The organism is Vibrio sp. 10N.222.55.A1 (assembly GCF_041473835.1).
GTDB classification, from domain to species: Bacteria; Pseudomonadota; Gammaproteobacteria; order Enterobacterales; family Vibrionaceae; genus Vibrio; species Vibrio crassostreae_C.
This window is the reverse complement of the sequence record NZ_JBFRSX010000015.1, coordinates 17,148-30,398: the sequence shown is the minus strand read 5'-3', so window position 1 is coordinate 30,398 and position 13,251 is coordinate 17,148. Positions and strand designations below refer to the sequence as shown.

Here is a 13,251-nt window from a genome sequence, read left to right as displayed (position 1 = left end):
ATGAGCTATTTAAAAGAGTATCAATATCCAGTCACCAACAAACAGATCGTCAGCGATGACTATTTTGATCACATAGTTGAAGACCCTTATCGCTGGTTAGAAGACGATAGAAGCGACGAAACCGCGCAGTGGGTGGCGAGCCAAAATGAGGTCACGTTCGATTACCTTGCTCAAATTCCGTATCGCGCTGAACTGCGAGAGCGATTAGCGAAAGCGCAAGACTACAAAAAGAGCTCGCAGCCGTTTGTTCGAGGTGAGCACACCTATTTCTATAAGAACGATGGCCTGCAGAATCACAGCATTCTCTATCGTCACAAAGAAGGGCAACAAGAAGAAATTTTCCTAGATCCTAACACTTTCTCGGAAGATGGCACCACATCACTGGGTTCGGTGTCGTTTTCTAAAGATTACAGCCTAGTGGCGTACAGTATTTCAGAGGGTGGTAGCGACTGGCGCAAGATTTTTGTTATCGATACCGAGACTAAACAGCAGCTTGAAGCCGAAATCACAGACGCTAAATTTACCGGTATTTCTTGGTTAGGTAATCGCGGCTTTTATTACTCTAGTTACGACAAGCCAGACGGCAGCCAGCTTTCTGCACGTACCGAACAGCACAAACTTTACTTCCATGAGTTGGGTACAGAGCAAGCTAGCGACAAAGTGGTTTTTGGTGAGAACAACGCCGAGCAGCACCGCTATGTATCAGGCTACACCACCGAAGATGACCGTTACTTGATCATTCTAGGGCGAGAGTCGACATCGGGTAACAGACTGTTCTATATCGATTTAAACTCACCAGAGCAAAAGCTGAATACGCTGATTGATCATGTGGATAGCGACACTTATCTCATCGATAACCAAGATGAGACCTTCATTCTATATACGAATCTTGATGCGCCTAATGGCAAGGTGGTGAGCTTTGAGACTCGCAATCAACAGTGGCTCGATATCATTCCCGAAAAGCCACAGCCTTTAGAGATCAGCACGGGTGGTGGCTACTTGTTTGCTCACTACATGGTGGATGTGGTGTCTAAGATTGAGCAGCTAGATTACCAAGGCAATCTAGTTCGTGAAATTCATTTGCCTGGGCTGGGAACGGCCAGTGGCTTAGGTGGAAAAAACGAGCAAACTCAGCTTTATTACACCTTTACCAACTATGTAACGCCGCCAACGATTTTCTCTTTTGATGTTGAATCTGGAAGATCTGAAATCTACCAACGTTCTGAGTCTCCGTTTGAGTCGGATCAATTTGAGTCTAAACAAGTCTTCTATACCTCGAAGGATGGCACCAAGGTTCCGATGCTTATCTCTTATAAGAAGGGATTAGTGTTAGATGGTAATACTCCAACCATGTTGTACGCCTATGGTGGCTTTAACGTTAGCCTAACCCCTTCCTTCTCGGGAACGGTGGGCAGTTGGCTGGAACTGGGTGGTGTGTATGCAGTGCCGAACTTACGTGGTGGTGGCGAATACGGTAAGGCGTGGCACAAAGCGGGTACACAACAACAAAAACAGAATGTATTTGATGACTTCATTGCTGCTGCGGAGTTCTTAATCGAAGAAAACTACACGTGCAGCGATAAGTTAGCGATTCGCGGCGGCTCTAACGGAGGCTTGCTGGTAGGCGCTTGTATGACTCAAAGGCCAGAGCTTTTCCAAGTAGCTTTACCTGCGGTTGGTGTGTTGGACATGTTGCGTTACCACACATTCACGTCTGGTGAAGGCTGGGCGTACGACTACGGCACGTCAGCGCAGAATAAAGAGATGTTTGAATACCTGCTTGGTTATTCTCCGGTTCATAATGTGGTGCGCGGCGCGGATTACCCTGCGACATTGGTTACTACAGCCGATCACGATGATCGCGTGGTACCTGCTCACTCTTATAAATTCATTGCAGAGCTGCAAGATAAGCATGAAGGTGGCGTGCCAGTGATGATCCGTATTGACGTCAATGCAGGGCATGGGGCAGGTATGCCGCTGAGTAAAGCTATCGATCTTACTGCTGATATCTACGCATTTACCCTGTTCAATATGGGAATAGAGTCCCTAGATTCATTGTAGCGAATACTTGATTTTAGATAACTGGGTATTTAACTCAGACCAAAAAGCCTCAAAATCTGCCTTAGATTTTGAGGTTTTTCATATATATGAAAACCAATCAAATTCACACCTCGTTCTCTTTGCTTTTCGGCACCCTTTTACGTGATAGCCGCCACCATTACTGATGAAATGAAAGCGATTTCAAGCTGATATTTTACGCATTTTTCACTATAACCTGTTGATCTAAAGTCAGTAGTTTTAGTCATGGGTTTTCTAAAAGTTTCATGGCATTTAAGCTGATTTATCAGTGTGAACAGCGACCAACTTTTCAACTCTTTCATTGCTTAATATTTCCCTGTTCGATGAAAACTCAAAAAAATAATAGGGAAATACAATGCAAAAATTTAAGCTTTTGCCAATAACGGTCGCAGTGGCGGCATCGCTTGCTTCACTCTCTTCTTTTGCTGCTGATACTAATATCGAAGCATTAGAAAAACGAATCCAAGAGTTAGAATCTAAGGTTGTGGATATTGATTATGTTAATGATCAACAGCCCGCAGTTTTAACAGCAGAAACTAAGGTTCCAGATGGCATCGTCTTCTCTGGTTATGCTCGTTACGGCGCTCACTACAAGAGCGGTGATGAGCGTTACGTAGACATCGGTACAACAGGTCGTTCTGTCGGTCGTTTGGGTAACGAAGCTAATGGTGGTGAGGTTCAGCTAGCTAAGCTTTTCCAAGCTGACAATGGTGCGATTTGGGACATCGTATTCATGGCTGACCACTGGGAAGCAGACGCTTGGGCTGACGACGGCGGCCTGAGTATGAAAAAAATGTACGCAGGTGTAACTAACGTATTTGAAAGCCAACCAGAACTTTATATGTGGGCTGGTCGCGACTTCCATCAACGTCCGCAACAAGGTTTGAACGATTACTTCTGGATGACACACGATGGTCAAGGCGCTGGCTTTAACAACCTAGATTTCGGCGGCGCTAAGCTAGATATGGGCTTTGTTGGCCAAGTGAAAGGCGGCCTCGTAAATGACAATGGCCGATACGCCGTGACAGCGAAGCTACATAGTATTGACGCAGGTATTGGTAATCTGGATTTTTACGCGAACTACGGTTTTGCATCGAGCGAAGCGGATACGTCTACGACGACTGAGTACGTATACGATCCAGTGACAGATTCAATGCAGCCTGTCGTGACTCAAGGACAAAAAGTCAGTGATGAAACGGCCTACCTTGTGGGTGCGACTCTTGGGCTAGGCGATTCTAACAAGTTGGTTGTTAAGTATGGTGACGGTGCAGATTCATCGGTATATGACCTTAAAGGTGATTACCAGACTTTGTATGCAAGTGTTGAGGGTAGCTACGCGGCATCTGAACAGTTCATCATTGATTACTTAGTGTCTTACAAAGACAATTCTGGCTCAGACTTAGATCGCGAGAATACTGAATACGCGGGTATCGTTCGTCCACAGTACCAATGGGATGATGTTCACTCTACATGGTTAGAAGCTGGCTACGGCATGGTTGATTACGATGACGACGGTCAAGAGAACGCATGGAAAGTAACGCTTTCTCAAAACGTTTCTCTAGGTGGCTTACCTTGGAGCCGTCCAATGCTGCGCTTCTACACAACCGTGGGTGATGTAGAAACCAAAGGCAACACAGTGAAGACAACGAATGTTGACACATTGTCGTTCGGCGCAATGTTTGAAGCTTGGTGGTAATCACCGATATAGAAAGAGCGGCTCTTTGAATTCGGCATATTTTCAAAGAGCCATGCTTTCGAATATCCATGCTTTTCAATAGTACGTAAATACTGTCCATTTTAGCCCTAAAGGCAGATTGATTAGGGCACGTTTCAATTAACTCCATTCTTGGGCACATTTTTGTGCCCTTTTTTTCGCCACTAGATCAGGGATTTACTATGAGACTTTCTTCCATCGTGTCTCGAGTTTATTTAGGTTTCTTCGTACTGATTGTGATCATGCTGGGTTCTGCATGGTTAAGCATCAGTAGCAATAAAGACATCACCACTCGAATCGAAAACATCACCCAGCAAGCTACGCCATTAATGCTTCAATCTTCAACGTTAACCATCCGATTTCTGGACATTAATCGCAGCACCACACCCTACTTATCCGCTAACTATATTGATGAACTTGAGCCACTGAAACAAACCGTCTTAAACAACATCGAGCTATATCAGCAGCAATTGAACTGGTTCGAAGGTAAGGGCGTAGCTGGTTCACAAATGGAAGCCATGCTTAACAACATCACTCAAACAGGTTTGTTGACTATCGATAAGATAGAGCAGGTATTAGAGCTTTATGTTGAGTATTTGGATAGCAAAGATCTCGGTTCGATGGGACAAGCGCAATTTCAATCTGTGGTTGGACAGCTCAATAATACTTTGGTGAATCAACTCGCGAGTGCAGATTCAGAGCAGACACAAAAGGCAGTCGAAGCTTTGTTGGTGCAATTGAGTTTGATTGCCGCGGAAGCCAACGAAGCGTTTTCACTGCAAACATCTTCGGAGGTTCGTGGGGTAGAGCGTCGCCTACAAAGTCGCAAAGAGCGATTCGAACAAGCGGTCGCAGGTTTAGATAATCTGGATTCATCTTTGCTGCGCCGCAGTAAACAGTCTTTATCGTTGCTCGCTTCACACGCGTTTTCAGCCAGTGGCTCAGTCGCTACCCATAAAGAAACCGTCAAACTCGATGAGTCTATCTCCCTTCAAAAGCAGGAAATTGAACAGCTAATCGATCAACAGTTAAGTCACTTTGATGAGCTTTCTATGTACGCGGAAGACACCGCGACACGCCTGTATCACGAATCGATGGACTCTTCACAGCAAGCCCTTGTGATGCAGGGTTTTATTGCACTTGCTTCCGTGCTTATTGCTCTGTTGATCGGGTTGAATATTGCCAAAGGTATCCGTAAACCAAGCAAGCTGCTACAAAGTGCACTCGACCAAGTTGCCAATAAAGACTTGAGCGCGATGGTGCAGTATCAAGCCAATAATGAGTTCGGCTCAGTGAGCGACAAGGTCAACTTAGTGATCAGTCATCTGACTCAAATGATTGAGAACATGCGTTATTCGTCGACGTGCTTAAAAGAGGCGTCCATAGAGAATCAAAGCACGAGCCGTTCATTGAGCGAGGCGATGCAAGACCAAACCAATCAGACCGTGATGGTGGCAACAGCTATGGAGCAGATCGAGTGCTCGGTGACCGAAATAACTCAAGCCGCTAATCAAACGCTAACGCTTGTAACCGAAGCGGTGTCGAGTTCCTGTGCTGGTCAGAAGACCATGGATAAAAGCGTCGAGTTAATGGGCAGTTTAGAGCGTAAGTTAGCAGAATCAACAGCGACCATTGGCCAGCTCGAAAGCGAAAGTGCCAGCATTGGCTCCATTTTGGATGTGATATCTGGGATCTCTGAGCAAACTAATCTACTGGCGTTGAATGCGGCAATAGAAGCGGCGCGAGCTGGAGAGCAAGGGCGTGGTTTCTCTGTGGTTGCGGATGAGGTTCGAGTGTTAGCAGCGAAAACCAATGCCTCGACGCAAGAGATACACAACAAGATCGAGCAGTTGCAAACTAGCTCTAAACTGGCGGTTGAACAAATCAATCAATGTGTGGTGGGGATGGTTCAATGTGTTGAGCAAACGGGCGAAGTGAATCACTCGATATCGACGGTGTCTGATCTTCTCAACGAAGTAGAGCAAAGAAGTCATCAAATTGCGACCGCGACGACAGAGCATCAAGTGGTTGCCTCTCAAGTCACTCAAAATATCAGCCAGATACACATCTTGGCTGAAGATAACTCACAACGATCTCAGGTTTTGTTTTCTCATGGTCAACAGCTTGAAACCATGTCGCAGCAGCAGTTCTCACTAACTCAAGAGTTTAAGCTCGCGGAGCAATCAGAAAACGAGGTTTAAAGGCGACTCTAAGTTTTTCAATGTTTCACGCCCAGCCTTTGCTGGGCGTTGTTGTTTCAAGTTTCGGGTTCTGGAAAGAGAATTAGAAGTGCCTATGAAATGTTCCCATACAATTTCGCATAGCCACTGAAATAATAGGGTCAATTTTGCTCTGTATATTACCGCCTGTTGCAGGTTCATCACCGAATCGTGCTTTTTGAAAACGGAGTTTATGCATGCTTGTTAGCACTTTGGGAGCAAGTAACCGAGTGCTGTTTTGATAAGGTGAGCAAGAATCTCATGAAACAGTTTCATGGTGTGAAGTGAATCTGTAAGCGCTTTCAAGATTTCCAAATCCAGCCTTTTTACCTCCAAGTTTAGTGTGATGACACTCACTTCAACTAAAACGTAATTTCTTAATAATCGTTTTGTAAGCGGTTACAAGCTAATGAAGTATCGAGGTTCGAGTGGCAACAATTAAACACGTATCAGAGCATGCAGGTGTGTCTCAAGCGACAGTGTCTAGAGTGATTAACGGCACCAGTAGAGTGAGCCACGACAAGAAGTTAAAGGTTGAAAAGGCGATCAAAGAGCTGGGTTATCGCCCGAACTCTATCGCTCAGGCTTTGGCTTCAAGTCGTACCGGAAGTGTGGGTGTTGTTGTTCCAGAACTGGGCGGATCTTTCTATTCAGGCATCTTGCATTGCATAGAGGAAAACCTACGCCGCTTCGGTTACCACGCAGTGGTTACAGCGGGTTCGAACACCGAACAAGGGCAGCGCGAGTCGGTGGAGTTTCTGTTGGGGCGTCGTGTCGATGCTTTGATTCTTCATACTCAACTGCTCAGTGATGACTATTTAATTGAATTGGAAGAACAGGGGACCCCTGTGGTTTTAATTAACCGCTTCATCCCAGAAATGGCGATGAGTTGCATTGATATTGATAACGAAGTCGGGGGGCTACTCGCTACTCAATATCTTTTGCAAAAGGGACATACAGATATCGCGTGTATTACCGGGCCTTTAGATAAAGCAGATGCTAGGGGGCGTTTGCAGGGGTATCGAAAGGCCTTGGAAGAAGCGGGTGTGCCATACGATGAAGCATTAGTCTCGGAAGCGGGCTTTACTGAAGAGACGGGCATCAGTGCTATGAAGAAGCTGATTAATCGTAAGTGTCATTTCACAGCAGTATTTGCTTCGAATGACCACATGGCATTTGGCGCCTTCGAGGTGCTGCATCAAGAGGGGCTGTCTGTTCCTAAAGATGTATCACTGGTGGGCTTCGATAACACCATCTTCGCGCGCTATCTGACCCCTAGTTTGACCACCATTAATTTCCCTATTGAAGAGATGAGCGTTGAAGCAGTACAGCTCACTCTACAGAAGCTAAAAAAAATAAAACATGACGTGAACTTTAAATTGCTGCCGACGTTGGTCACTAGAAACTCGGTATCGGATTTACCAGTTACCCTATAAAAATATTAAGGATAGAACATGAAATTTAAGACCTTAGCGCTTTCATGCGCGGTTGCTTTAGGATTAGGTACAACAGCTGCAAATGCAGCAGACAAAGAAATTCGTTTCGACGGTTTCCCTGATTTCGATAGCAGCCTGAAGGTATTACTGCCTGATTTCGAAAAGGAAACGGGGATTAAAGTTGATTACCTTATGAACAACCACGGTGACCACCACACGAAACTCACAACGAACCTTGCAACGGGCTCTGGTGCCGGTGATGTGATTGTTGTCGACGTTGAGAAAATTGGTCCATTTGTTGGATCTGGCGGCCTAGTTAACCTGTCTGAAAACTACGGTGCAGATAAATACGAAGAACGATTCGCACCATACGCATGGGCACAAGGTAAAGGCGCTGACGGCGACATGTACGGCATTCCTGTCGACCTAGGTCCCGGTGTTATGTACTACCGTACCGACGTATTCGAAAAAGCGGGCATTGATGTAGAAGAAGCAATCAAAGATTGGGATTCATACATCGCTGCTGGTGAAAAACTGAAAGAGCAAAACGTACAACTTATCGCTTCAGCAGCCGACGTGGCACAAGCAATCATCTTCACAACGGTTCCTGAAGGCGAAGGTCTTTACTTCGATAAAGATGGCAACCCAGTTGTGACATCTGAGCGTTTTGTTCACGCTTTTGAAGTAGCAAAAGAGATTCGCGACAAAGGCTTAGACGGCCGCATTTTGGCTTGGTCTAACGAATGGTACGAGGGCTTCCGCAAAGGCACATTTGCAACTCAACTTTCTGGCGCTTGGCTACTTGGTCACCTAAACAACTGGATCGCTCCTGAAACCAAAGGTAAGTGGGCAGTAGAAAACCTACCTGATGGCATTTACGGCAGCTGGGGTGGTTCGTTCCTATCGATTCCAACTCAATCTGACAACCCAGATGAAGCATGGGCACTTATTGAATACATGACGACGGATCGTGATGTTCAACTTAAGCACTTCGAAACGATTGCGGCTTTCCCTGCGAACGTAACGACATATGACGATGAGCTTTTTCAAGAAGAGATGGAATTCCTAGGTGGACAGAAAGCACGTCTACTATTTGCTGAAGTGGCACAGAACATCAAGCCAGTATCTCCAGCTCAAGGCGACCACGTAGCACGCTCTATAATTTTAGAGAACGCATTGATGGAAGTGCTTGATGAAGGTAAGGACATCGAGACTGCATTGAAAGAGGCAGAGCGTCTAATCAAGCGTCGTACGCGTAATCTTTAATTTGTTATTACTTTGAGTAAGTGAGGAAGCGTGGATAACGCGCTTCCTTTTTTAAGAGGTCGTTACTATGAATCATACAGCGAGCACAACGATAGAACCTGCGGACAAAAGCCTTTTTTCTCGTCTAAATCTGAAAGCGCTTACACCGTATGGATTCCTTCTGCCGTTTCTGATCATTTTTTCTGTATTTGGGATCTTCCCGCTGTTGTTCTCTGTTTATCTGTCGTTCCACGAATGGAATCCAGTACAGGGCATGGATGCAATGGAGTTCGTTGGTTTTGAGAACTATCACATTGCCTTGACTGACCCATGGCTATGGCGTTCATTAAAGAACACATTGTGGCTAGCAATCACATCGGGTGTTGCTCAGCACTTAGTCGCTATTCCAGTGGCTTACATGTTGGTTTCAATGGGTGACCGTATGCGTCACTGGCTAACATCGGCGTACTTCCTACCGTTCATCACATCAACGGTCGCAGCATCACTGATTTTCTTCAACATGTACTCTCCTAACTCAGGAATTATCAACCAAACGTTAATGGCATTGGCCGATAGCACGCTGTTTGGTTGGGCATTTGCTTGGGTTAACGATTTTCAACCAATCCGCTGGTTAGACGATGCCACTATGGTGAAGCCGTCTATTGCGATCATGGTTTTCTGGAAATACACCGGTTTTAATATCGTCCTTTACACCACTGGTTTAATGACGATTCCTAAAGACATTTTAGAAGCTGCACGTATGGATGGTGCGAATGCCTTCCGCCGCTTCTGGAACATCTCACTACCAATGATTCGTCCATTCATCTTCTTTGCAATCACCATGACCATCATCGGTAACCTGCAAATGTTTGAAGAACCGTTCGTTCTAACGCGTGGTACAGGTGGTACGGGTCAATCTGGTTTAACTATCTCTATGTACCTCTACAAAGTGGGTTGGGAATGGTTAGAAATGGGCACAGCGTCAGCAATTTCATGGCTTCTGTTTGCACTGATCGCGTCTTGTACTTTGGTTCAATTTTTATTCTTCGGTAAGAAAGGCTTAGGGGAACATTAAGATGTCGACATCAATTAAGACAAATACCTCACCATTAAGTGGCCTAATGCCAAGCGAACGCACCATGTACATCATGACTAAGATCTTGATGGTCATGCTCGGCATATTACTGATTGTTTCCGCAATCATTACGGTGTTCCCGTTTGTGTGGTCAGCACTGCTTTCAACACGTGACCGCTCGGAGATCTTCGGCTCGGGCATCAGCTTTGCGATTGGCGACAGCCTAATGGTGAACTACGCAAAACTGCTAGAAATCATGCCGTTTTGGAAAGCGATGTTTAACTCGATTTACGTGGCTTTCTTGGGCACAACCATCTCGCTGCTGTTTTGTAGCATGGGTGGTTACGCGTTTGCTGTGTTTAAGTTTCGCGGTAAGAACGTGTTGTTTGGCATGTTGGTTGGCTCAATGGCGATTCCGCCAGTGCTTAGCCTGATCCCTTACTTCATGATCGTGAAATTCTTAGGCTTGTTGGATAACCACATGGCGGTATGGCTACCGTTCACAACCACGCCGTTTGGTATCTTCTTGATGCGTCAGCACGTGATTGCATCGATTCCAAAAGAGCTACTTGAAGCAGCGAAATTGGATGGTGCAGGTGAGTTCAGAACGTACTGGAGTGTGGTATTGCCACTGATGAAGCCTGCCTTAGCAACACTGGCTATCGTTCAGTTCGTTTTCTTCTGGAACATGTTTATGCAGCCTCTCGTGGTGCTAAATAACCCAGATAACTATGTTATTACGCAAGCACTTCGAAGTGTTCAAGGTATTCCGAATACGCCATGGGGCGCGGTAATGCTAGGTACAACAATTTCTATTTTACCGCTCGTGATTACTTACCTGTTCGCATCGAAACAGATGATCAGTGGTTTAACGTCCGGCGCAGTCAAAGGTTAGGTTTAAGGGTTATAACAATGAATAAATATCAACTTCCAAGTGATTCAAAGTTACGCAGTAAGGAATTTGTATTCGGTGTCGCGACATCTTCATACCAAATTGAAGGCGGCGTTGAAGAGGGCGGTCGTACACCGTCTATCTGGGACACTTTCTGTAAGACGCCGGGTAAGGTCGATAACGGCGACAATGGTGATGTGGCGTGTGATCACTACCATCTGTGGCAACAAGATATCGAGATGATTCAAGGCTTAGGTGTTGATGCTTACCGCCTGTCCATTGCTTGGCCACGTATCCTGCCGCAAGACGGTGTGGTGAATCAGCAAGGCCTAGAGTTTTATGAGCAGATCATCGATGAGTGTCATGCTCGTGGCATGAAGGTTTACGTAACTCTGTATCACTGGGATCTGCCGCAATACCTCGAAGACAAAGGTGGTTGGCTGAATCGTAAAACGTCTTACAAGTTCGCAGAATACGCAGAAGTGGTGAGTAACTACTTCGGTGACAAGATTGATGTTTACACAACGCTGAACGAACCGTTTGTGTCTGCATTCCTAGGCTACCGTTGGGGCGAACACGCACCAGGCATCAAGGGTGAGAAAGAGGGTTACTTAGCGTCTCACCACCTAATGTTGGCACACGGTTTGGCGATGCCGATTCTGCGTAAGAATGCGCCTCATGCTAAGCATGGAGTGGTATTTAACGCGACTCCGGCTTACCCATTAACATCACAAGATCAAGGTGCCGCAGATTACTGTGAAGCGGAGAACTACCACTGGTTCATCGACCCAGTATTGAAAGGTGAATACCCACAGCTAGTTGTCGAGCGCCAAGCGATGAACATGCCGATGATTCTAGAAGGCGACCTAGACATCATAAGCGCACCTGTTGATTATATCGGTATCAATTACTACACACGCAATGTCGCTCGCTTCAACGAGAATGGTGATATTGAATCAGTAAAACAGACTGATGCTGAACACACTTACATCGGCTGGGAGATCAACCCACAAGGCTTAACCGATTTATTGGTAAGGCTGGATGCTCGCTACGAAAATATGCCGCCTATCTACATCACAGAGAATGGTGCAGCAGGTAACGATGAGCGTGTTAACGGACAAGTGATGGATGAACAACGTGTTCGTTACTTCCAAGGCCACATCGAAGCAGTTCACAACGCAGTTGAAGCGGGTGTGAAAGTCGATGGTTACTTCGCTTGGAGTCTGATGGATAACTTTGAGTGGGCATTCGGCTACTGCCAACGTTTTGGCATTGTCCATGTTGATTACACCACTCAAGAAAGAACACTGAAACAGAGCGCAATTGCGTACCGAAACATGCTTCAAGAGCGCGCTGAGGAGAACAGATAATGGCTAAAGTAGAATTTAAGAACATCAAAAAATCATTCGGCGATGTTGAAGTTGTAAAAGAGTTTGATTTTACGGTTGAAGACGGCGAGTTCGTGGTTTTCCTTGGCCCATCTGGCTGTGGTAAGTCGACAACACTACGCATGCTTGCAGGCCTAGAGAGCATCAGCTCTGGTGACATCGTCGTTGGTGGCAAAGTGATGAACAAGGTCGATGCTAAAGATCGTGACTTAGCGATGGTATTCCAAAGCTACGCGCTGTACCCGCACATGACAGTGTACGAGAACATCGCATTTGCTCTGAAGCTGAAGGGCATGCCAAAAGCAGAAATCGACGTAGAAGTGCTAAAAGCGGCGAAAATGCTAGAGCTTGATCCACTACTGAACCGTAAGCCGAAAGAGCTTTCTGGTGGTCAGCGTCAGCGTGTGGCAATGGGCCGTGCGATGGTTCGTACGCCTAAGGTTTTCTTGTTTGATGAGCCGCTGTCTAACCTAGATGCAAAACTTCGTGGCGTGATGCGTGAAGAGATCAAACATCTACACCGTGAACTAAAAACCACCACGATCTACGTAACCCACGATCAGATCGAGGCGATGACATTGGCGGATCGCATCGTGATCCTGAAAGACGGATATGTTGCTCAAGTTGGTACACCAACCGAGGTGTTCCAGCGTCCGGCAAACAAGTTTGTCGCGCAATTCATTGGTAACCCATCAATGAACATGTTGGAAGCAAAACTGATTGAAAAAGAAGGCGAGTACTTCGTTGAAATCGGCGATGTTCATATCCCACTGCCTGAGCGCTTTAAGTCTCTGGCATCTAAGAACCTAGCTCTGCATTTTGGTGTTCGTCCAACAGATATTCACCTACGTGCCGAGCAAGTTGACCACGACCGCGTGCTGCCATTCCCTGTGAAAATCAAAGACAAGGAACTACTAGGCGCGAGCATTCTTCTGAAAACAGAAATTGGCGGTCAACCGCTGATGGTTGAAACCCAAGCCGCTGAAGTGGATGTAAAAGATCTGACGCTTTACTTGGATTTGGATGCTTTCCACTTGTTTGATGCATTGAGTGAGAACTCGCTAGCGAGCTGATTTGCAAGAGCTAGTTATTTTGCAACAGCCAGTTGATCTGCAAGGGCGAGTGAGAGAAGCCTGACTCAAACGGCTAAGTCAGTCATTGAGCTGACACCAACCAACTTACGACAAATTGTTTTGGCTCCTC

Annotated in this window: 9 protein-coding genes; all 9 read left to right on the top strand. The window is 46.0% G+C overall.

The genetic code is table 11. The annotated features are described in order from the left end of the window. Window positions 1-2,061, top strand: coding sequence for a prolyl oligopeptidase family protein (locus tag AB4493_RS04485; RefSeq protein ID WP_372154572.1), 2,061 nt, complete (start codon window positions 1-3; stop codon window positions 2,059-2,061). A 373-nt stretch (window positions 2,062-2,434) separates the two neighbouring features. Next, complete coding sequence (locus tag AB4493_RS04480) at window positions 2,435-3,775, top strand: carbohydrate porin (RefSeq protein ID WP_372154571.1); 1,341 nt, start codon at window positions 2,435-2,437, stop codon at window positions 3,773-3,775. Window positions 3,776-3,975: 200 nt separating this feature from the next. Then, complete coding sequence (locus AB4493_RS04475; RefSeq protein ID WP_372154570.1) at window positions 3,976-5,994, top strand: methyl-accepting chemotaxis protein; 2,019 nt, start codon at window positions 3,976-3,978, stop codon at window positions 5,992-5,994. Between the two features lie 446 nt (window positions 5,995-6,440). Further along, window positions 6,441-7,448, top strand: a complete 1,008-nt coding sequence (locus AB4493_RS04470) for a LacI family DNA-binding transcriptional regulator (protein WP_009846150.1) — start codon at window positions 6,441-6,443, stop codon at window positions 7,446-7,448. Between the two features lie 18 nt (window positions 7,449-7,466). After that, complete coding sequence (locus AB4493_RS04465) at window positions 7,467-8,714, top strand: ABC transporter substrate-binding protein (RefSeq protein WP_372154569.1); 1,248 nt, start codon at window positions 7,467-7,469, stop codon at window positions 8,712-8,714. 67 nt (window positions 8,715-8,781) lie between these two features. After that, on the top strand, window positions 8,782-9,768 hold the full coding sequence (locus AB4493_RS04460) for a carbohydrate ABC transporter permease (protein ID WP_017070431.1): 987 nt from the start codon (window positions 8,782-8,784) through the stop codon (window positions 9,766-9,768). Window positions 9,769-9,814: 46 nt separating this feature from the next. Further along, window positions 9,815-10,663: a carbohydrate ABC transporter permease gene (locus AB4493_RS04455; RefSeq protein ID WP_017061568.1), complete on the top strand. Its 849-nt coding sequence runs from the start codon at window positions 9,815-9,817 to the stop codon at window positions 10,661-10,663. Window positions 10,664-10,680: 17 nt separating this feature from the next. Next, window positions 10,681-12,030, top strand: a complete 1,350-nt coding sequence (locus AB4493_RS04450; RefSeq protein WP_372154568.1) for a GH1 family beta-glucosidase — start codon at window positions 10,681-10,683, stop codon at window positions 12,028-12,030. Then, window positions 12,030-13,121 (top strand): ABC transporter ATP-binding protein, encoded by a 1,092-nt coding sequence (locus tag AB4493_RS04445; RefSeq protein WP_372052400.1) that lies wholly within the window; start codon window positions 12,030-12,032, stop codon window positions 13,119-13,121. The genes AB4493_RS04450 and AB4493_RS04445 overlap by 1 nt, the downstream gene beginning before the upstream one ends. Window positions 13,122-13,251: the final 130 nt, after the last annotated feature.